The sequence below is a fragment of the Arthrobacter sp. ISL-72 genome (assembly GCF_018613755.1).
In the GTDB taxonomy this organism is placed as follows: domain Bacteria; phylum Actinomycetota; class Actinomycetes; order Actinomycetales; family Micrococcaceae; genus Arthrobacter.
On the sequence record NZ_JAGGPP010000027.1, the window covers coordinates 1 to 19,261 of the forward strand.

Annotated in this window: 23 protein-coding genes, 1 pseudogene and 1 riboswitch; of the genes and pseudogenes, 15 read left to right on the forward strand and 9 right to left on the reverse strand. The window is 65.5% G+C overall.

The annotated features are described in order from the left end of the window. Window positions 1–1,419 (reverse strand): annotated as a pseudogene (locus tag J7I92_RS18800) (glycine dehydrogenase); the annotation flags it as partial. A 156-nt stretch (window positions 1,420–1,575) separates the two neighbouring features. Then, a riboswitch (glycine riboswitch) is annotated at window positions 1,576–1,673 on the reverse strand. Between the two features lie 289 nt (window positions 1,674–1,962). Between J7I92_RS18800 and J7I92_RS18805 the strand changes: the two are divergent. Continuing rightward, entirely contained in the window at window positions 1,963–2,595 is a 633-nt protein-coding gene (locus J7I92_RS18805; RefSeq protein ID WP_214843017.1) for an ABC transporter permease, read from the forward strand. A 101-nt stretch (window positions 2,596–2,696) separates the two neighbouring features. Beyond that, window positions 2,697–3,032, forward strand: coding sequence for a hypothetical protein (locus J7I92_RS18810; RefSeq protein ID WP_214843019.1), 336 nt, complete (start codon window positions 2,697–2,699; stop codon window positions 3,030–3,032). Window positions 3,033–3,036: 4 nt separating this feature from the next. Here the strand turns inward: J7I92_RS18810 and J7I92_RS18815 are convergent, their stop codons facing one another. Next, entirely contained in the window at window positions 3,037–3,774 is a 738-nt protein-coding gene (locus tag J7I92_RS18815) for a substrate-binding domain-containing protein (RefSeq protein WP_214843022.1), read from the reverse strand. Window positions 3,775–3,830: 56 nt separating this feature from the next. On the opposite strand from J7I92_RS18815, the gene J7I92_RS18820 reads away from it, so the two are divergent. Next, window positions 3,831–4,235, forward strand: coding sequence for a DUF5997 family protein (locus J7I92_RS18820; protein WP_214843024.1), 405 nt, complete (start codon window positions 3,831–3,833; stop codon window positions 4,233–4,235). A 51-nt stretch (window positions 4,236–4,286) separates the two neighbouring features. On the opposite strand, the gene J7I92_RS24045 is transcribed toward J7I92_RS18820, so the two are convergent. Beyond that, the gene (locus J7I92_RS24045) at window positions 4,287–4,763 is read right to left on the reverse strand and encodes a hypothetical protein (RefSeq protein ID WP_251040167.1); all 477 of its coding nucleotides are present in this window, start codon (window positions 4,761–4,763) and stop codon (window positions 4,287–4,289) included. Window positions 4,764–4,984: 221 nt separating this feature from the next. Here J7I92_RS24045 and J7I92_RS18830 point away from each other — a divergent pair, with 221 nt between their 5' ends. Beyond that, window positions 4,985–5,590, forward strand: coding sequence for a thymidylate kinase (locus tag J7I92_RS18830; RefSeq protein ID WP_214843309.1), 606 nt, complete (start codon window positions 4,985–4,987; stop codon window positions 5,588–5,590). Here the strand turns inward: J7I92_RS18830 and J7I92_RS18835 are convergent. Further along, window positions 5,574–6,407, reverse strand: a complete 834-nt coding sequence (locus tag J7I92_RS18835; RefSeq protein ID WP_214843027.1) for a hypothetical protein — start codon at window positions 6,405–6,407, stop codon at window positions 5,574–5,576. The two genes, J7I92_RS18830 and J7I92_RS18835, sit on opposite strands and share 17 nt — an antisense overlap. Before the next feature lie 225 nt (window positions 6,408–6,632). Between J7I92_RS18835 and J7I92_RS18840 the strand changes: the two genes are divergently transcribed. Both J7I92_RS18840 and J7I92_RS18845 read left to right on the forward strand, forming a co-directional pair. After that, window positions 6,633–6,722 carry a DUF2961 domain-containing protein gene (locus J7I92_RS18840; protein WP_214843029.1) on the forward strand — a complete coding sequence of 30 codons (90 nt, stop codon included), beginning with the start codon at window positions 6,633–6,635 and terminating at the stop codon, window positions 6,720–6,722. Window positions 6,723–6,765: 43 nt separating this feature from the next. Further along, a complete protein-coding gene (locus J7I92_RS18845) occupies window positions 6,766–7,809 on the forward strand; it encodes a LacI family DNA-binding transcriptional regulator (RefSeq protein ID WP_214843031.1) in 1,044 nt (347 codons plus the stop codon). A 22-nt stretch (window positions 7,810–7,831) separates the two neighbouring features. Here the strand turns inward: J7I92_RS18845 and J7I92_RS18850 are convergent, their stop codons facing one another. Both J7I92_RS18850 and J7I92_RS18855 read right to left on the reverse strand, forming a co-directional pair. Further along, a complete protein-coding gene (locus tag J7I92_RS18850; RefSeq protein ID WP_214843032.1) occupies window positions 7,832–8,011 on the reverse strand; it encodes a PspC domain-containing protein in 180 nt (59 codons plus the stop codon). 50 nt (window positions 8,012–8,061) lie between these two features. Then, window positions 8,062–8,451 (reverse strand): VOC family protein, encoded by a 390-nt coding sequence (locus J7I92_RS18855; RefSeq protein ID WP_214843033.1) that lies wholly within the window; start codon window positions 8,449–8,451, stop codon window positions 8,062–8,064. A gap of 147 nt (window positions 8,452–8,598) precedes the next feature. Here J7I92_RS18855 and J7I92_RS18860 point away from each other — a divergent pair, with 147 nt between their 5' ends. The 3 genes from J7I92_RS18860 to J7I92_RS18870 all read left to right on the forward strand — a co-directional run bounded on the left by J7I92_RS18860 (window position 8,599) and on the right by J7I92_RS18870 (window position 10,346). After that, a complete protein-coding gene (locus J7I92_RS18860; RefSeq protein WP_214843034.1) occupies window positions 8,599–9,183 on the forward strand; it encodes a hypothetical protein in 585 nt (194 codons plus the stop codon). Between the two features lie 78 nt (window positions 9,184–9,261). Further along, window positions 9,262–9,867, forward strand: coding sequence for a DUF6919 domain-containing protein (locus J7I92_RS18865; RefSeq protein ID WP_214843035.1), 606 nt, complete (start codon window positions 9,262–9,264; stop codon window positions 9,865–9,867). A gap of 68 nt (window positions 9,868–9,935) precedes the next feature. After that, window positions 9,936–10,346 (forward strand): four-helix bundle copper-binding protein, encoded by a 411-nt coding sequence (locus J7I92_RS18870; RefSeq protein ID WP_214843036.1) that lies wholly within the window; start codon window positions 9,936–9,938, stop codon window positions 10,344–10,346. 61 nt (window positions 10,347–10,407) lie between these two features. Here the strand turns inward: J7I92_RS18870 and J7I92_RS18875 are convergent, their stop codons facing one another. Continuing rightward, the gene (locus tag J7I92_RS18875) at window positions 10,408–10,890 is read right to left on the reverse strand and encodes a pyridoxamine 5'-phosphate oxidase family protein (RefSeq protein ID WP_214843037.1); all 483 of its coding nucleotides are present in this window, start codon (window positions 10,888–10,890) and stop codon (window positions 10,408–10,410) included. A 148-nt stretch (window positions 10,891–11,038) separates the two neighbouring features. Beyond that, window positions 11,039–12,424: an NAD(P)/FAD-dependent oxidoreductase gene (locus tag J7I92_RS18880; RefSeq protein ID WP_214843039.1), complete on the reverse strand. Its 1,386-nt coding sequence runs from the start codon at window positions 12,422–12,424 to the stop codon at window positions 11,039–11,041. A gap of 141 nt (window positions 12,425–12,565) precedes the next feature. Between J7I92_RS18880 and J7I92_RS18885 the strand changes: the two genes are divergently transcribed. Continuing rightward, complete coding sequence (locus J7I92_RS18885; RefSeq protein ID WP_251040168.1) at window positions 12,566–13,255, forward strand: TetR/AcrR family transcriptional regulator; 690 nt, start codon at window positions 12,566–12,568, stop codon at window positions 13,253–13,255. Window positions 13,256–13,261: 6 nt separating this feature from the next. On the opposite strand, the gene J7I92_RS18890 is transcribed toward J7I92_RS18885, so the two are convergent. Further along, complete coding sequence (locus J7I92_RS18890; RefSeq protein WP_214843040.1) at window positions 13,262–14,143, reverse strand: LysR family transcriptional regulator; 882 nt, start codon at window positions 14,141–14,143, stop codon at window positions 13,262–13,264. A 148-nt stretch (window positions 14,144–14,291) separates the two neighbouring features. Between J7I92_RS18890 and J7I92_RS18895 the strand changes: the two genes are divergently transcribed. The 5 genes from J7I92_RS18895 to J7I92_RS18915 are packed head-to-tail and all read left to right on the forward strand — an operon-like array spanning window position 14,292 to window position 19,143. Further along, window positions 14,292–15,308 carry a tripartite tricarboxylate transporter substrate binding protein gene (locus J7I92_RS18895; RefSeq protein ID WP_214843041.1) on the forward strand — a complete coding sequence of 339 codons (1,017 nt, stop codon included), beginning with the start codon at window positions 14,292–14,294 and terminating at the stop codon, window positions 15,306–15,308. After that, entirely contained in the window at window positions 15,305–15,895 is a 591-nt protein-coding gene (locus tag J7I92_RS18900; protein ID WP_311380432.1) for a tripartite tricarboxylate transporter TctB family protein, read from the forward strand. Before J7I92_RS18895 ends, J7I92_RS18900 begins: the two co-directional genes overlap by 4 nt. An 8-nt stretch (window positions 15,896–15,903) precedes the next feature. Beyond that, window positions 15,904–17,436, forward strand: coding sequence for a tripartite tricarboxylate transporter permease (locus J7I92_RS18905; RefSeq protein ID WP_214843042.1), 1,533 nt, complete (start codon window positions 15,904–15,906; stop codon window positions 17,434–17,436). Further along, the gene (locus tag J7I92_RS18910) at window positions 17,433–17,834 is read left to right on the forward strand and encodes a universal stress protein (RefSeq protein WP_214843043.1); all 402 of its coding nucleotides are present in this window, start codon (window positions 17,433–17,435) and stop codon (window positions 17,832–17,834) included. Before J7I92_RS18905 ends, J7I92_RS18910 begins: the two co-directional genes overlap by 4 nt. Window positions 17,835–17,853: 19 nt before the next feature. Beyond that, entirely contained in the window at window positions 17,854–19,143 is a 1,290-nt protein-coding gene (locus J7I92_RS18915; protein WP_311380434.1) for a glucarate dehydratase family protein, read from the forward strand. The last annotated feature ends 118 nt before the right edge of the window (window positions 19,144–19,261 follow it).

Sequence of the window (19,261 nt, forward strand, 5' to 3'; positions counted from 1 at the left end):
GAACACCGGATGCTGCAGGTAGTCCGAGGTGCGCAGCACCGATCCGGGCAATTCAAAGCCGCTCGCGTCCCCCACGGGGCCGGCGCCAAAGGCGACGGCCACCGAGGACAGGGCCTTCGCCGTCGTGGTTTCATCGATGGACACGCCCACCGTGTCCGCGTCGATGAAGCGCAGGTTGATGCCGCTGGCCTCGGCTGCGGTGATGACCTTCCTGGCCTTGCCCGGAACGCGGACGGTGAGGGTGTCGAAGAAGGACTCGCTGACCAGTTCCCGGCCTGCGGTCTTTAGTGCCGTGGCCAGGACGCGGGCGTTGTTGTGGACGTTCTCGGCGATCGCCTTCAGGCCGTCCGGGCCGTGGTAGACGGCGTAGAAGGAGGACACGATGGCCAGCAGGGCCTGGGCGGTGCAGATGTTGGAGGTGGCCTTCTCGCGGCGGATGTGCTGCTCGCGGGTCTGCAGGGCCAGACGGTAGGCGGGGGCGCCTGCGTTGTCCTTGGACACGCCGACGATGCGGCCGGGAAGCGTGCGTTCCATGCCGGTGCGAACTGCCATGTAGGCGGCATGCGGGCCGCCGAAGAACAGCGGGACGCCGAAGCGCTGGGTGGAGCCGACGGCGATATCGGCACCTTGCTCGCCGGGCGGAGTGATCAGGGTCAGCGCCAAAAGGTCGGCCGCAACCGTGACCAGGGCGCCGCGTTCCTTGGCGGCCGCGATCACGCCTGACTGGTCCCAGACTCGGCCTGAAACACCGGGCTGCTGGAGCACGACGCCGTTGATGTCGCCGTCGGGAAGTCCCTGGGACAGGTCCGCCACCTCAACCTCGAAGCCGAGCGCCTCCGCCCGGCCCTGGACGATGGCGATGGTCTGCGGGAGGCAGTCGGCGTCCAGGATGGTCTTGCCGTCCCTGGCACCTGCGGCTTTGTTGGCCCGGCGCATCAGCAGGACGGCTTCAGCTACGGCCGTGGCTTCGTCCAGCAGGGAGGCGTTGGCCACCGGCAGCCCGGTCAGGTCCTGGACCATGGTCTGGAAGTTCAGCAGCGCTTCAAGGCGGCCCTGCGAAATCTCCGGCTGGTATGGGGTGTAGGCCGTGTACCAGGCCGGGGCTTCCAGGATGTTGCGGCGGATCACGGCCGGCGTCACGGTGTCGTAGTAGCCCTGGCCGATCATCTGGACCGCGGTCTTGTTCTTGCCTGCGAGCCGGCGCAGTTCGGCCAGCACCTCGACCTCGCTGAGGGCGGCTGTGCCGTGCCCCGACAGAGTCAGGGCGCCCTCCTGACGGATGGAATCGGGAACCGCGACGTCAACCAGGTTATCGACGCTGTCGTAGCCGACGGCCTTGAGCATGGTGTCGATGTCGGCCTGGCGGCGGGCACCGATGTGGCGGTCTGCAAACGTGGAAAGGGACGACGTTATCGTCATGAGGAACTCCATAATTCAGGTGGTGTAAAGCACCACGTTGATTCGGGTTCCTCCCCGCTCTGTATTTGACCTGAGAGTTTCCGCCGGCTCCTCCTGTTACAGGGGCCCGCTTGCACCGTCGGTGAGTCCGGTAACCGGACTACTTTCCAGAGTTGCCTCGCCGCGGCGGTACGTGGGCCTGAGAGATTCCTGGGGAGGATTTGCTCCTACGGCGCCTGCTGAACGTACCGGCAGGACTCTCCCGCCGCAGATCAAAAGCATGTGTCGCTTGTCGGTGACACGGCTCACACTTTATCCGGTCCCCGGGCAACATGCAAACCGGGCCGCTTCCAGTTGAGTCCCTCCCCTATTCCCCGGCCGTCGAGTTTTTGTCCACATATCGCGAGTTTTAAGGCGTTTAAGTCCCTTGATCTGGACAAAAACTCCCGGCGCAACCGGGGGTGTATCAACCAAGCGGGGGACGTACGACGCCGGCCGGTCACCTTTTGCGGTGACCGGCCGGCGTCGTGATTTATCGCTACTGAACGAAGCGGGTGCTACGCCGTGAGGTGCAGCGACGCAGTCAGTGCCGCGTCCGCGTCCCGCAGGACCTTGGCCGCCACCTGGAGGCCTTCGATCATCCTGGATGAACCCACGGCGGCCCTGAACCCGGACGAAGTGGACGAACTGCTCGACGTGATCCGCAAGCTCAAGGCCCAGGGCATCCCGGTGCTCTATGTCAGCCACCGGCTCGATGAGATCCCGCGGATCTGCGACCGGGTGGTGGTGCTGCGCGACGGCGCCTACGCCGGCGAGCTGGACAAGGGACATCGGTGCCGGGCGAGATCATCCGGCGGTTCCGTCAGCAACCTTCCCGGCTGGCTCACCGCCCTGACGTCGGCGAAGATCCTCGGCGTCTCCAGCATCGTGTTCTGGTTCATCGGCGTCGCGATTGCCGCCCATATCCTCCTGGCGCACACGCGGTTCGGCCGTCACATCTACGCCATCGGCGGCAACTTTGAAGCCAGCCGCCTTGCCGGCATCAAGGTGGACCGCGTCCTGACCATCGCCTACATCGTCTGTGCCCTTTGCGCCGGAATCGCCGGCATCCTGCTGACCGCTGGCAGGGCACGGTCAAGGGTGCAGTCATCATCCTCGCCCTGGCCGTGGATGTCATCTTCAATAAGCGCAAACTGAACACGAGCTCAGCGGTCCACTCGCAGGGTGCCGGCGTCCATCCAGGACGGCGGCACCCGGACCACGTCAGCCCGACGAAGCGGCCTTGCTACGCTGGAAACATGAAATCCCGCCTCGCCGTCCTGCCCGCTGCCACCCTCATGATCCTGCTTACCGGATGCGGCCAGGTCCAGGAAGCAGCCGAAAAGGCAGTAAACGACGGCGCCTCCCAGGTTGCCACCGCTGCTGCAGACCAGGTCAAGGGCCAGGTCTGCGCCCTCGTGGAGGACGGAATTGTCAGCGTCAAGGACAAGGAACTGCTGGGAGGCCTGGTGGCGGGCGCTGAAACCGCGGGCGTGCCCGCCGAGATCACCACTCCGCTGCAGCAGATCGCCGAAGCCGGCGACCAGGTTCCCGCTGAGTCCGTCACCGCTTTGAAGGACGCCTGCGCGGCCTGAGGTCCTAGCGCTTCCCCTTCTTGCGTGATCCCTTGCCGCGGCCTTTGTCCGGGTTCGGGGCATAGCGCTGGGCAACCTTGGGCTTCTTGACGCCCGTCCCGCGGCGATCGGGCTTCGGCTCTTTCTTCGGCTTCTCCACCTTCGCCGACGGCTGCCGCGAACTCTGGGCGGTCCGGCCGCGGACAATCCCGATGAACTCCTCGATCACCTCGTCGGTGGTCTCACTGGGCCAGGCCAGGGCGATCTGCGTGGTGGGCGCGCCCGTGAGTTTCCGCGCCACGGTGTCCTTCACGTTGAAATGGCGGGCCACGGACATCGGCAGGATGACCAGCCCCGCGCCGGACGCCACCACCTGCAGCGCTGTTTCGGCCCCGCCCAGTTCCGCCACGTTGAGGAACGTCTCGGTAACGAGGTCCGCCAGAGCCACCTCTTCGAACACGGAAATTTCGTGCCCCTTGGGGGCGACCACCACGGGCTGCTCCTCGTACAGCGGAATCACGTTCAGGCCCTCGCGATCCACCGGGAGCCGGACGAAGCTGAGATCCGCCGAACCGTCGCCCAGGACCGAGAGTTGCGCGCCGTCGTCGGACATAAAGGACTGCAGCGGAACGTTCGGCATCCGTTCTTCCCAGCGCCGGATCCATTTCCCCGGCGTCACGCCCGCAACGTAGGCGAAGCGCAGCTCCCGCCCTTCCGGTTCGGAAGGTGCGGGTGCTTGCGGGAATTCTTCTTCAGCGGACACACGTTCACAGTACCGCCAGTGCGTGGGGATGGTCCCCCGCCGGATACCCTTGAACCATGACCTCTGCAAACTCCCAGTCCATGAAGCCGGCCACCGTTGCCAAGAAGCTTGGCATCTACCTGCCCGCAACACCCCAGGAGTTCCAGGATTCGGTTATCACCCGCGCCGATTTCGCCGAGCTCCAGGCCAACCCGCCGGAGTGGCTGGCTGAACTCCGCCGCAACGGCCCGCACCCCCGCCCCGTGGTGGCGCAGAAGCTGAACGTTTCCATCAGCGGCCTGGCCCGCGGCGGCGTAGAAGATGCGCTTACGACGGCGGAAATCACCGCGCTGCTGCAGGCTCCGCCGGCATGGCTGGTCGCCGAGCGCTCCACGCACGCCGCAGTGCGCGCCGACGCGCAGCGCGTCAAGGACGAAGCTGCGAAGAAGGCCGCCAAGAAAGCCCGCGCCAAGGCCGAGTGACCCTGCTCCAGGGGAGATGGCGCGGCTGCGGGGCCGAAGCCGCCGCAGGAGCTAGCGCACGGGCCGCAGGTCGTCCGGGTCGCCTCGGTGGAACATCCGCCTGGGCGCAACGCCTTCGAACAGGACCCATACCGTGGAGGCGTCCTCGGTCATGGCGTCCACAATGCCTGATGCCGTGACCCGCTTGCCGCGCACGATTGCCACTCTGTCGCCGGGGCGCAGCTCCGACCAGTCAGTTCCCGTTTGAACCGCCTCGGCAGTCTCAGCGGATTGGTTGCCGTGCGGAATCCGCGGAGTTGTCCCGAACAGCCAGGCAGTGACGTCGCTGCGCAGCACAAGGTGGGGCCCGCCCGTTGCACCCACGCTACCGGTGGGCACGTAATAGCCGCGGCCCGCACCCGACCCGCCGGCAGCCCTGTCCAGGGCATCAATAAGGTGCCTGGTCAGGTGCCCCTGGGGACCAATGTCCCGCAGCTCGTCGAGCTCTTCCGGCGTGAGCCGTCCCAGCACAGCAGCGATGTCGGCCATGATGGATCCCTTCTAGCGGATGATGCCTGAAGAACCACGCTAAATCGCCCCAATTAACGGCATATGAAATCCGGACGTCGAACAGCGAACAAGTTTCTCCGGGGACAATCACGGCCGGCCTTTCGTTGAACCAGTAACACCACAATCCGTACTCCAACAGCCTGACGGACCTCAACCTGCCCCCGATGCATAAACTGCCGCCACGACGAAATGAGCTACCCCTGCTGATAGTCCTCACCGGAATTGATGGTGCCGGAAAGACCACCGCGGCACGCGCAGCCGTGGAAGCCGCCCGCCTGGCCGGGCGCAACGCCCTCCTGCTGCGCAACCATGCCGGGCGCCGCAACATGACCCAGTGGTCGGCGCGCTCCGGGATTCCGCTCCACCCGCGCCTGGCGGACGCCTTGGAGACCGTGATCCGGACGGTCAATGTTCTGGTGTCGCATGCACGCGCCCACAGATTCCGCGGCCTGGTGGTCATGGACCGCCACCTCCACTGCCAGCTCGGGCTGCGCAGCGTCAGGGGCCTGCCGCGGGGCCGGTTCCTGCCCTGGCTGCTGCGGCGCCTTCCCTCGCCGGATCTGGTGATCCACTTCGACATCGCCCCGGGACAGGCTCTGGAGCGCATTCTTTTGCGGGGGACGGACACTGAAACCCTTGAAGAACTGACGGCGCTCAGTCACGGGTACCGCGCCCTCCCGGAGTACCCCGGATTCCTGCGTATTGATGCCGGCGGCACCCAGGACGCGGTTCTGGCCGCACTCATCGACGCAATAGACGGCAGCCGCTCCAATGCCGGCCTGCAACCGGTCAACGCGAAACAATAGAGATCACAGTACTGATAAAGAGTGGCAGCGCCGCGATGGCTGCCACACCCAGAAGGCCGGGTCCTGCCCAGGTAACTGCCGTTCGCCGCCTGGCCGCGGCCGGGAGCTCCATGCCACTGGCGCCCGAAGTGGCAACGGAAGATCCGCCGGCGCTTCGCTGCATGCCCCAGGCGGCCGGAACAAGCCTGCTCCACACCATGGCCGCCAGCGCGCCGACACCGAGCACGACGCCCGCAGGCACGAACAGGATGGCCGCCAGGAGCGGGAGGTAGTACTTCCAATTCTTCCCGAAGGGAAGCGGGAGGTGCCGGCTGAAAGCACCGGCCACCGCCGCCACCACAGCACCATGCAAGACGGCAAGCACGGAGAACAGCACCACGGACAGCCAGCCCGGCCCCACGATCGCAAAGTCGATATTATCCGCCCGGAGCGGCTCCACGGAGGCACCGAAGAGCAGGAGGAGGAACACTCCGAGCAGCGGTCCTGCCCATCGGCCAGCGGGAAGCCAGCGGTGGATCAACAGATAAATAAAGGCAGCGGCAAAACCGGCCGGAAGCCCCCCGAAAATGAACAGGGCAATGCTGCCCCCCAAGGTGGGGAACCCGACGTTGGCCAAGGCTTCGGTGAGGCGCCCCTGGGCCGAGACCGGCGAGGTGACCGCCAACACCCGCATTACGAGCCTGCCGCCGGCCCCTGCAACCAGGACTCCGGAGGCCAGGGCGGCCACAGTTGCCACGTTGGCCCACCAGAGGTAGCGCCGCAGCGCGGAAACCTGAGCGTTTACGATTGCATCCTGCGGGGAGACTGACGACGCCACCGGAGGACCCGCCCTCGAAACGGGCCCCGGAGGACGCTTTACCGCTTGCCCGCCCCACGCCACGGCCATGGCCACGCCAACAAGCAGCAACAGCGTGCAAACAAGCACGATCGCAAGCGCCACAGTTCGTCACCACCAAGGTCAGGGTGGAACAATTCTGCCCCGGCTCCCCACCGTTGACCAGACCACTCCAGCAGCGTCCAGGAACACTTCGGCCTGTGGAGCATGTACCGTTTCCACATCGAGGACCCGGTCCGCTGCACCACCTCGCTCAAGGTCTCGCGCTGGCCCGAACACGGGCTCTGGGACGAATAAGCCGCACGTAGAATCACAACAGGACCATAAGGACGTGGGGGATATGAGCAAGACAGTCGGAATCAAAGACGTAGCTGCCGCGGCAGGCGTCTCCGTCACCACGGTCTCCCACGTCCTCAACGACGTCGCCTACGCGCGGGTGGGCGCCGAAACCAGGGAACGGGTCCAGGAGGCCGCGCACCGGCTCGGGTACGGCCCGAACCGGCTGGCCCAGGCCCTCCGTACCCAGCGTTCCGGCATGATCGGGTTCATCAGCGAGGAAATCGCCACCACTCCGCACGCCGGCCGGATCATCCTGGGCTCCGAGGAAACCGCTAAACGCCGTGGCTACAACATCATGATCATCAACTCCACCAGCACCGGGTCAGCGGAGTCACGCGAGAGCGATGTTGCCGCACTCATGGACCGGCAGGTGGACGGCATCCTGTACGCCACGATGTACCACCGCCGTTTCACGGTGCCGGCGAACCTGGCCGGACTCCCTGCCGTGCTGGTGGACTCCGAGGACGTCGGCCAGTCCATCTCGTCGGTGATCCCGGACGAGGAGGGCGGTGCACGGGCCGCCGTCCAGACCCTGATCGACGCAGGCCATACCAGGATCGGCATGATCAACAACACCGACGACGTCCCCGCGACCCACTCCCGGCTGCGCGCCTTCAAAGAGACCCTGGAAGAAACCGGCCTGGAATTCCATGCCGACCTGGTCCAGGCGGAACACTCCGAAGTGCCCGGCGGCTACCAGGCAGCCCTGCGCCTGCTCCGGTCGGAAAGCCGGCCAACAGCCGTCTTTTGCTACAACGACCGCATGGCCATGGGCTTGTACCGGGCGGCCGGCGAGCTCGGCCTCAGCATTCCGGCGGAACTTTCGGTGGTCGGCTTCGACAACCAGGAACTCATCGCCGAAAACCTGTACCCGGCCCTGACCACGGTGGCGCTTCCGCACTACGAGATGGGCGCCTGGGCCACGGAAAACCTGATCGATGCCATTGAAGGCAAAGCGGACCTGGGGCTGTTCGCCGCCCACCCGACCGTCCTGGACTGCCCGCTGGTTGTGCGGGATTCCGTTGCACCGCCCGCGGCGCAGTAAGCACTTTCCCGCCGTCGCCGGGCTACTCCTTGGGCATCACGAACCATAACGCCATGTAGACCAACTCACCCACACCGAACAGGCCGAACAGCACAAAGCCGATCCGGACGAGTGCTGTTGAAACACCGAACCTGGCTGCGAGCCCGGCACAGACGCCGGCGATCATTTTGCCATTCCTGGGCCGTACCAATGCTGCGCTCATGCGGCCACAGTACCAGCCGGTGCGGGGGGTGAGTCCAGAGCCTGGAGAGGTCAGTCCTGGTGCAGCTGGACGTAGTTTCCGCAGCCGTCGTCCAGCACGGCCGAGGTACCCGTGGGCCCCTCGGCGGGTTCCCCCTGGAATATCACTCCGAGGGCAGTGAGCCGCTTGTACTCGGCCCGGACGTCGGGGACGCCGAACACGATCGCCGGCATCCCGGCGTCGTGCAGGCCGTTCATGTAGTTGGCTCCGATCGGATTGTCGCTTGGCTCCAGGAGCAGCCCCACTGATCCCGAATTGCCCCCGGCCGAGCCGGGATCCTTCACGATGTACAGGTTGTATTCGGGCATGGCCATGAGGGTCTCAAAGCCCAGCGTCCCGGTGTAGAACTGATGGGCCGCGGCCGGGTCCTTGACGTGGATGCTGCACATTTTTAGTCGCATGGTGCCTAGGCTACCTGTGCGCCGCCCCGCCCGGAACGGGGTGGCCGCGGCAGTCACGCAGTCCCCATTGACGGCCGGCCGTGCCGGGACTCCAATGGAATTAGCGGGACCATGGCACCCCGGCCAGGTTCCGTCGGAGGTGGAGCGGTGTCTGTCATCACGGAATCGGTGCCCATGGGGCCCCTGCAGCTGGCAGTCTGCGCCGTCGTCGTGGTGTGCGGCGTGGCTGGTGCTGTCTTCTCGGCGCGGTATCACGCCAGGCGCGACGGCGGGGAAGTCACCGATGCCGTCTTCTGGGACGGCTTCGCCGGGCTCGTGATCGTGTTCCCGGCCGTCCTTATACCTTCCCTTGCGTCGCCCTGGCTGGGCCTCGCGGCGGGTTTCCTCGCCGCCGCTACGGCAATGGCCGCCTTCGCGTGGAGTCCCCGCGTGATGGTTTGGCAGGAAGACCGGCTTCGCCGCACCTACGCACGCGCGGATTTGGACGCGGCGGCTGCACGTCACCGGACAGTGCTGACCCGCTGGCAGCGCTATGAACTCGACCCCGCCTATTGCATCGACTTCCCCGATATGACAGACGTGCGCCGGCCCGAAACGGCTGCATTGATCAAGGCAATGAAGGAGGCCGAACGGCTCCGCGCGGTCCAGGCGCCCGGCTACCTTCCCGCCGTCGCTCGTCTGGAACATGCCCTGGGGCGGGCGGAAGCCGCCGCGGGGGTGCGTTCCCGGTAGCTGGCCCGGGAGGTTGGAGGTTAACTGATGTGTCGGTCGCATTGGAGCGGCCGGAAGCGGCGGCGGTAGCATCCCATGATGGAGCCTTTAGTCACGGACACACGAGACCAGCACGGCAGGTTGCGATCGGACCGGGGAGTCTGGCGTCAGGCCACCACGCTCGCGGCGGCGGGTGAACTGACAGCGCGGTGGCTCGAATCCCGGAGCGAATACCAGCCCGGCACCTTTGCGCCCCGCTTCGACGAGGAGACCAGCCCCATCGCCGCCCCGCTTGCCGAGATCAACCGGAACGGCCTGTTCACGAAAGAATCCCAGCCCGGCGTGCGCGAAGAGGCCGGCCACGCACAGCGCCAGTACGTCACCGGATTCTGCAGCGCGGCGGCGGCCGCGGAACTCATGGCGCTGTCCACCAGGTCCGAGCTCATCACCATCGGCCATGCCCCGGGCGAAACGAGTGCGGCGGCAGTTCCGGTCACGTTCGACGGCGCCACGGTGGTTACCGTGCTCGGCTCCAGTGAAATCCCGGTGGACGATGAGCAGCTCCGTGACTGGGCGGACGAAACCAACGAAACGCTGGCCCTGCTGCTGGCCGACTCCTGGTACGTGGAAGTTCTGGACCCGAAGTGGGGTCGGAACGACGTTCTGCTGCCGGAAGTCCTCAACGCGCTGCGGAAGGTGTTGTAGGGCGAGTTCTGGGTCTAAGGTGGGCGTCGTAAGCGCAGGCACATCTACCCGCCGACAGGAGCAAGGTCATGACCCACTACATCACCGCTATGCTCAACGCCCACCCCGGGGGCACCGGATCCGAGGACAAGGAGAAACTGGCCGCGTGCATTGCCGCCTGCTTCGAATGCTCCCAGACCTGTACCGCCTGCGCCGATTCGTGCCTGGCTGAGGACATGGTTGCGGACCTGGCCAGGTGCATCCGGACCGATTTGGACTGCGCCGACATCTGCGCAGTGACCGGAACCGTCCTGACCCGACAAACCGGCGACAGCTCCGCCATTATCCGCTCCCTGCTCGAAGCTTGCCGGTCCGCCTGCGCTGTCTGCGCTGCCGAATGCGAACAGCACGCCCAGATGCATGAGCACTGCAGGATCTGCGCCGAAGCCTGCCGCCGCTGCGAAATCGCCTGCACCACGCTCCTGGAATCACTCAGCTAAGAAAAACGGCACCGGCCTAAAACTGCACAGCGGCCTGTCCCAAGTGTGCCCCCCGGGACGCCTACAGCTCCACGGTGCCGCTTTCACCCACACTCATGCGGCTGTGCGTCACTTTGGATTTGATCCACTGCAGCACAGTTGCGGCCCGGCCGCCCGGGCTGGTCCAGTACTCCGCCGAGTCCGAGTCGACCCGCAGCAGGACAACTTCGGGAGTGTCGGGGCCGTCCGGGAACCAGGCCTCCACCACCGGGTTCCACATGCCGTGAATTTTCTGCCTGTCCGTGACCACTTCCGCTGTGCCTGCCACGGACACCCACTCCGTGTTCTTGCCGAAGGAGACATTGACCCGGGGGTCGGCGCGGACGTGCGCCACCTGGGACGATTCGGACGACGTGAAAAACCACATGTCGCCGTCTTCCTTGACGTCCTGGACGGCCAGCGGCCGGCTGACGAGGGCGCCTTTTTCGTTGATGGTGGTCAGCATCCCGATGTGGGAATCGTTGATGATATCCGTGACTTTACTGATGTTCTCAGTGTCAGACATGCTTTCACCTCGTTCTGTTCTCACCAGGGGAAGTTCCCCCAACCCGGTCCAGCCTATTAGTAAGCGTGCTTACTCTCAACGGGGTCGGATGCGGCGGCGGCCAGATGCCGCCGCCAGCCAGTATGGGAAGGCGGCCGCCTCGATGACCCTAGACCGGAGTCCCGACCCTGGCGACGGCGGCCACTCGCGCGGCAGTCAGCTGACCCATGCGGACAGCTCCGTCCACATGTTGGTAGCCCTCGGCAGCGAGGTCGGCGGAGGACCAGTAGATGGGCCCGACGGGCTGGTGCTGATCCTTGCCGTAACGGTGCAGGCCGCCGAGGTCATAACTGGAAGCGTAGGCGCCGCGCGTCCACTCCTCAGAGCCCCAGTCAGACTCGTAGTACACCTCGGGCTCAAGTGCCTTGTCGCCAAGGAAGGCCGCGATGGATTCCAGGATGACGCGGCGGCGGTCTTCGGCACTGAGCTCAAAGACGGCGTCGGCCTTTTCGTCGGAGACAAAGCCCACAAGGGTCCCGCGGGAATCGCCGTGGTTGGTGTTGTCGTAGACCTCCTGCACCAGGGAGCCGGCGCTGAAGCAGGTGCCGGACAGCCCCTCCTTCCGCCAGAACGGCGTCTTGTAGACCGCGTGCACCTTGATGACCAGGCCCAGGGACTGGTGCTGGTGCATCTGGTGCTGGCGGCGCGGCAGCGGCGGGTCGAAGGACACGCGCGAGTACAGGTTCGGCGGCACGGCCATGATCACATAGCGGGCGTTCACCGTGGCCCGGTCGGACACCACGGTAACGCGGGGGCCGCCGTCGGACTCCCCTGCCCACTTGACGGTCCGGACCGGGCTGTTCAGGACGACGTCGTCGCCCAGCTCCTGCGCCTGCAGCAGCGAAACCTGCTGCATTCCGCCCACCACCCGCTTGTCCAGGATGAAGTCCTCGTCCGTGAGGTGGGTGAACGATCCCGCAGAGGCAGCCATCAGCACGGCCTGCAGGGCGGAGAATGCGTGTGCGGGCTTGGTCAGCATGCCCCCGGCAATGAACAGTCCGATGTTGCTGCACGCTTCTTCATCCGGGGAGTTCTGGCGGAGCCACTGATGGAAGGAAATGGTGTCCAGTTCACGCGCCTTGGGGTGCGCCCAAGGCTCGGTGGGTCCGATTTCCGCTGCCAGCCCGTCCAGCAGGCCGATCAGCTTGTCCATTTCAGCGGCCGTGGTTTCGCTGACCGGGAAGGATTCTCCGGTATAGCGCGTCCTCTTCCCGTCTGCGCCAATATAGATCGATTCGCCGTCACGGTAGCGGGAGTATGTTTCCAGCCCCAGCTCGTCGAGGAGTTCCAGGAGTACGGTCTGGTCGGGCGAAACCCACTGGCCGCCGATTTCCAGCATGGCACCGTCAATGGTGTCGGTCCACGTACGGCCCCCCACGCGGTCCCGCGCTTCCAGCACGCCCACACTGAGGCCGGCCTTCTTTAGTTGGCGGGCTGCGGTGAGGCCGGAGGGGCCCGCGCCTACGACGACGACGTCGCGGTCAAGTTCCAGCATGATGTCCTCTCTGTGGCCGCCCTAGTGACGCGGACCACTAAATGAATGCCATTCATTTATGACGACTATAGCGGGTTCCTCGGCAGCACGGAAGGGGAGGATGGAATAATGCTGGGGACCCCGCCAGCAGAAAGGCCGACGATGCCGGCAGCCGCACGCCCCGCCACGGACTCCCGCCCCTCCGAGACTCCGGCGAAACGCCGCGCGGGAAGGCCGGCCTCGGCAGTGCTGGACCAGGCTGTCATCACCTCAGCCGCGCTGCGGCTGATCGGCAAGAACGGCTATGACGGGCTGACCATGGCCGCACTGGCCCGCTCGCTTAATGTGGCGCCGTCGGCCCTTTACAACCACGTCGCGTCAAAGCAGGACGTGCTGGTCCTGGTGGAGGACCACCTTGCCTCCCTGGTGGACGTGTCCGCATTCGGCGCGGGGCCGTGGGACGAGGCCGTGCGGCAGTGGGCGTGGAGCTACCGGGACGTCTTCTCCAAGCACACGCCGCTGATTCCGGTCATCGCGGTCCTGCCGGTCACGGATGCGCCGCAGACGCTGGCGATGTATGAGACAGTCAGCGAGGGGCTGCGGGAGGCCGGGTTCCCGCAGGAGCGCATCATTCCCTCCATCGTGGCACTGGAGTCGTTCATTTTCGGCTCGGCCTACGACGTCACGGCCCCTGCGGATATCTTCAATCCCGGGAGCATGGCCGCATCCACGCCGCACTTCACGGCAGCGGTGGAAAGCCTTGCCGCCCAGGGCCACGAGCGGCCGGCGGACGTCGCCTTCAACCTGGGACTCGAGGCACTCATTGCCGGCCTTGCGGCACAGCGGCCATAGCAGGCCTTAGTCAATCGCCTCGGTGATGATGTCCAAAACCCGGTGCAGTGCCGGATTACGGGAACCCCGCATCCAGATGGCATGGAGCTCCACCGGATCCTTCTCGAAGCCGCCCAGCTCCACATAGTCCACACCCTCGATGCCCAGCACCGTTGCCGAATGGGGCACCAGCGCCAGGCCGCGGCCGGCGGCCACCAGGAAGATCATGGTCAGGATCTGGCTGACGGTGTGTACGAACGTCCGATGCGAGGAGACCAGGCTGATCACGATGTCGTAGAAGTACCGCGCCTCCGTGGGCGAGTGCATGATGAGGTCCTCGCCCTCCAGGTCCTTCGCTGTCACTTCCCGTCCGAGCCGGGTCAGGCGGTGGCCCGCGGGAACCGCCACCATGATCGGCTCCCGGTACAGCAGCCTGGAATCGAACAGCTCCTCGTCAAACGGCGGGCGGGCCAGTCCCAGGTCGATTTCGCCGCTGATCAGTGCCGCCGTCTGGTCCCTGGTGACCATTTCCTTCAGGTCGACATCCACGTCGGGCAGCGCACCGGAAATTTCGTTCAGCAGGGCGCCAAGGAGTCCAAACGTGGACGCGGCGGTGAACCCGATCCGCACGGAACCTGCGGACCCTGCGGAAATCCGGCGGGCAAGGCTCGGGGCTGCGTCTGCCAGTTCCAGCAGTTTCCGGGCGTCCGCCAGGAAGGCCTTGCCGGCAGCAGTCAGGGCGACACCGCGGTTGTCCCGGTCAAACAGCTGAACGCCGATGGCCTTTTCGAGCTTCTGGATCTGCCTGCTCAGGGGCGGCTGGGTCATGTTGAGGCGGGCTGCAGCCCGGCCGAAATGAAGTTCTTCGGCAACAGCAGTGAAGCCGCGGAGCTGGTCTAGCGAATACATAATACCGTCAGGGTATCACGCTATGCGTAAGTTGTTTTGGACAGGCATCATTCCCGCACCCTAGTCTTCTAAGGCAGCCGTAGACGTGAGGTAACTCACGGACGCATGGACGCCGCTCCCCAGCGGCGAATATTCAAAGGAGAATTTCTTGAACAAGCCGACCTTCACCCGCAGGTCCATCCTGGCCACCGGGTCAGCATTTGCCCTCGCGCTTTCCCTGACAGCCTGCGGAGGCAATGTGGCGGGCAGCAGTTCGACGGCGGACGGCAGCAAATTCCCGTCAGGCCCGGTCACCCTCACCATCGGCGCCGACCCCGGCGGAAGCACGGACCTGATCGGCCGCGCCCTGGCAGAGAACGCCAGCGGGCCCCTCGGCGCTCCGATCCCCGTAGTCAACAAGCCCGGTGCAAACGGCGCCATCGCCACCAAGGAAGTGGGCGCCGCCAAGGCTGACGGACAGACCCTGGTCATCCTCAACGCTTCCCTGTTCGCCATCACCCCGCTGGCCGTATCCGCCGGCGAGACCGTGAAGATCGAAGACTACGAGGTCATCACCGGAATCTCGCAGGACGACTACGTCCTGGTCACCAACGCGAGCTCGGGCATGAAGACCATGGACGACCTGACCAAGGCCGGGAAGAAGTTCAACTTCGCCACAACAGGCGTCGGAACCGGCAGCCAGCTGGCCCAGGCCCTGCTATTCAAGCAGGCAAACATTGACGGCACTGACGTTCCCTTCGACGGCGGCTCCCCCGCCATGACTGCGCTGCTGGGCAACCAGGTGGATCTGGCCACCATCCAGCTTGCCGAAGCCATGCCGCAGATCAAGGCAGGGAAGCTCAACCCGGTGGTCGTCTTCTCCAAGGAGCGCAACCAGTACCTGCCGGACACCCCCACTGCCGTCGAAGCCGGTTATGACGTCCCGGTTTCCCAGTTCCGGGCCGTGGCCGCCCCGAAGGGCACCCCCGAAGCCGTCGTGACCAAACTGCGCGACTCGTTCAAGAAGGCCTTCGAAACCGAGGCCTACAAGTCCTTCAACGAGCAAAACCTCTTCACTGCGGCGGAGATCGACGGCGATCAGGTCGCCAAGGACTGGGCGGCGAACGCGGCCAAGTACAAAGAACTGACCGAGAAGTACGACGTCGACCTGGGCGGCGGCAAGTGATTTCGCCGTCGCACGAGGCAGTAACTCCCGGCGGCAGCCCCAAGGAAGCTGCTGCCGCCGGGAGCGGCTCCCCGCTTGAGGTGCCGGCCGCCGTCGAACCGCTGACCGCCGAGCAGCTCGCTACGGAGTGGGATGAGGAACGGCCCCCGCACGCCGGAGTGCTGGCCAATGTGGCCGCAGCCGTCGCCGCCGCCGCACTCGGCGCTGCCGGGCTGGCAATGTCGCTGGCCATGGGGCTCGGAACTCCGGAAAAGCCGGAACCCGGGATGTGGCCTTTCCTCGTCAGCCTCGTGATGGTGGTCATGTCCGTGGCCCTCCTCCTGTTCGGACGGAAGAAGCTGGACGCGGAGGCTTTTTCCTCATCCAGCTGGCTGGTGGTCGCAGGTGTCGGAACACTGGTGGGGTTCGTCACCGTGGTGGGCATCGCCGGCTTTGAAATCCCCAGCCTGCTCCTCACCTTCGTCTGGCTTAGGTTCCTGGGCAAGGAAACGTGGCGGATGTCCATCCTGCTCAGCTTCATCGTCACGGCAGCCTTCTACGTGATCTTCGTTGTGGCGCTCAGCGTGCCCATCCCACATCTGTTCTAGGGAATCTCATGGACTTTTTTGCTCCGGTCATCAATGGCTTCGGCGTCGTGCTGGAACCAACGAACCTGCTTTACTGCCTCATCGGCGTTGTCATCGGCATGCTTATCGGCGTGCTGCCCGGCCTGGGTCCCGCAGCGACGATCGCCATCCTCCTGCCGCTGACCTACGGCGTGGAACCCGTCACCGCCATCATCATGCTCGCGGGCATCTTCTACGGCGCCCAGTACGGCGGAACCATCACGTCCGTGCTGCTCCGGCTGCCCGGCGAAGCATCCTCGGTGGTCACCGTCTTTGACGGTTACGCCCTCGCCCGCCAGGGAAAGGCCGGCACGGCACTTGGGATTGCTGCCCTCGGCTCGTTCTTCGGGGGCACGGTGGCCATCATCGGGCTGACGCTCCTGGCGCCGGTCGTGGCCGGTTTCGCGCTGGACTTCGGCCCGCCGGAATACACCGCCCTCGCCATGCTGGGCATCCTTTTGGTCGCCACGGTCAGCAACGGCAGCAAGCTGAAGTCGATCATCGCCGCGTCCCTGGGGCTGCTGCTGGCCACCGTCGGCCGCGACACGTTCACCGGCGAATCACGGTTCACGTTCGACAATCTATCCCTCGCGGACGGCCTCGACTTCGTGCCGATCGCCATGGGGATCTTCGGCCTCGGTGAAATCCTGTACAACCTCGAGGAGCGCCACAACAAGGTGCAGGCCCCCGCGAAGGTGGCCAACGTCTGGCCCTCCCGCAAAGACCTCAAAGAATCCTCCGGAGCCATCGGCCGCGGCTCGCTCCTGGGCTTCTTCCTGGGGATCCTGCCCGGCGGCGGGGCGACCATCGCCTCACTTGCGGCCTACGCCATGGAGAAAAAGCGCTCCAAGACACCCGAACGCTTCGGCCGCGGCGCCGTCGAAGGCGTTGCCGCACCCGAGAGCGCAAACAACGCTGCCGCCACATCGTCCTTTATCCCGCTGCTCACCTTGGGGATCCCCGCCAACGCCACCATGGCCATCATCTTCGGTGCGCTGCTGATCCAGGGCGTCACCCCCGGCCCCCAGCTGGTCCAGAACGATCCGGAACTCTTCTGGGGCGTCGTCAACTCGATGTACATCGGCAACATCCTGCTGCTGATCATGAGCATTCCCCTGGTCGGCGTCTTCGTGAAGATCCTCCGGGTCCGTGCGGCGATCCTCGCCCCCATCACGGTCCTCATCACGGTGATCGGCGTCTACACCATCAACAACAGCATCTTCGATATCTGGCTGGTTATCGTCTTCGGAATCCTCGGCTACCTCATGAAGAAGTTCGGCTTCGAACCCGGCCCGCTGGTCCTGGCATTCGTGCTCGGATCGCTCCTGGAGGAAAACCTGAGGCGTTCACTGCTGCTCTTCGGCGGCGATCCTGCCGGCTTCGTGGGCCGGCCCATCTCAAGCGTCCTGCTGCTGGTCTTCGCGGCTGTGATGCTACTCCCGCTGCTCCAGAAAGCCTTCAAGAAGGCCCGCGCCAGCGCACCCGCCACCACCGCGCGTCACGATGAAAAGGAACGAGTATGACAATCCTGATCGGTTACCTGCCTACCCCCGAAGGCGAGGCGGCCCTCGACGCCGGCATCGCCGAAGGCCGGCTACGACGCGAGAGCATCGTCATCCTCAATTCACCACGGAAGGGTGCCCCGGTAGACCCTGCCCTGGCCTCCGAGGACCAGGTGGCCGAGCTGCTGCTGCGGGCGCAAGCCGCCGGCGTCGAAGCAACCATCCGCCAGCCGGGCCATACAGACGACCTGACCGACGAATTCATCGACATCGCCGAGGAAATCGATGCCTCGCTGATCGTCATCGGACTCCGCCGGAGGTCCCAGGTGGGCAAGTTCATCCTCGGAAGCCATTCGCAGCGCATCCTCCTGCAGGCGGACCGTCCCGTGCTGGCCGTCAAAGCCGGCGACAAGTCATAAAGCCAGGAGTATCAGAGCCGTGAACAACCTAAACCCCGCCGAATCCCACCGGATCAAGGACATCGCCATCACCCCGGTGGCGTTCAAGGACCCGCCACTTCTCAACGCCGTAGGGGTGCACGAACCGTTTGCACTCCGGGCCATCGTGGAGGTCACCACCGATACCGGGTTCTCCGGCCTCGGCGAGACCTACGGCGACGCCCCGCACCTGGCCCGGCTGCACCTCGCCGCCCAGGCCTTGGCCGGAACGGACGTCTTCAACATCAACGAGATGCACCGCCTCGTCACCACGGCACTGAGCGCCGACAGCACCGTCGGCGGGCACGGCATGTCGGGAATGGTGACCGGCTCCAGCACGCCGGACCGGGTCCTGTCCCCCTTCGATGTTGCCGCACTGGACATCCAGGGAAAGGTCCTGGGTCGTCCCGTCAGCGACCTGCTCGGCGGCGCAGTCCGCGGCGAGATCCCCTTCAGCGGCTACCTCTTCTACAAGTGGGCCGGGCACCCGGGGCACGAAGAAGACTCCTGGGGTGCTGCTCTTGATCCGGAAGGTATTGTCCGGCAGGCCCGCCGGATGGTGGACGAATTCGGTTTCACCGCGCTGAAGCTCAAGGCCGGCGTGTTCCCGCCCGAGGAGGAAGTGGAGGCCATCAGGGCACTCCGCGCCGAGTTCCCGGACCTGCCGCTCCGCATTGACCCCAATGCCGCCTGGACGGTGGACACTTCCATCCGTGTAGGCAAGGAACTGGACGGGGTCCTGGAATACCTGGAGGATCCCACGCCCGGCCTGGCTGGCATGGCCGAGGTGCGCCGCAAGGTCTCCATGCCGCTCGCGACAAACATGTGCGTGGTCAGCTTCGGCGACGTGCCCGGATCGATAGCGGCCGGAGCCGTGGATGTCATCCTGTCGGACCACCACTTCTGGGGCGGCCTCCGGCGGTCGCAGTCGCTGGCCGGCATCACGGAGACCTTTGGCCTGGGGCTGTCCATGCACTCCAACTCGCACCTGGGTATCAGCCTGGCCGCCATGGTGCACCTGGCTGCCGCCACTCCCAACTTGGACTACGCCTGCGATACGCACTGGCCCTGGAAGGACCCTGCGGAAGACGTCATCGTTGCCGGCACCCTCGTCCTCCGCAACGGCGCGGTGGCCGTTCCCACTGGGCCCGGCCTGGGCGTGGAACTGGACCGGGACGCACTGGCCCGGCTGCACGAGCAGTATCTGGCCTCCGGCATGCTCAACCGGGACGACACCGGCTACATGCAGAGCCTTCACCCCGACTATGAGCCGGCATCCCCGCGCTGGTGACGGGCGGCCCACGACGGCCCGGCCCGTCGATGCACCAAGGGTATCAAACAATACATAAATAGGCTTAGACAGGCATCGAAGGGCCGCCTAGGCTGAAAAACAACCACCTCATTCCGCC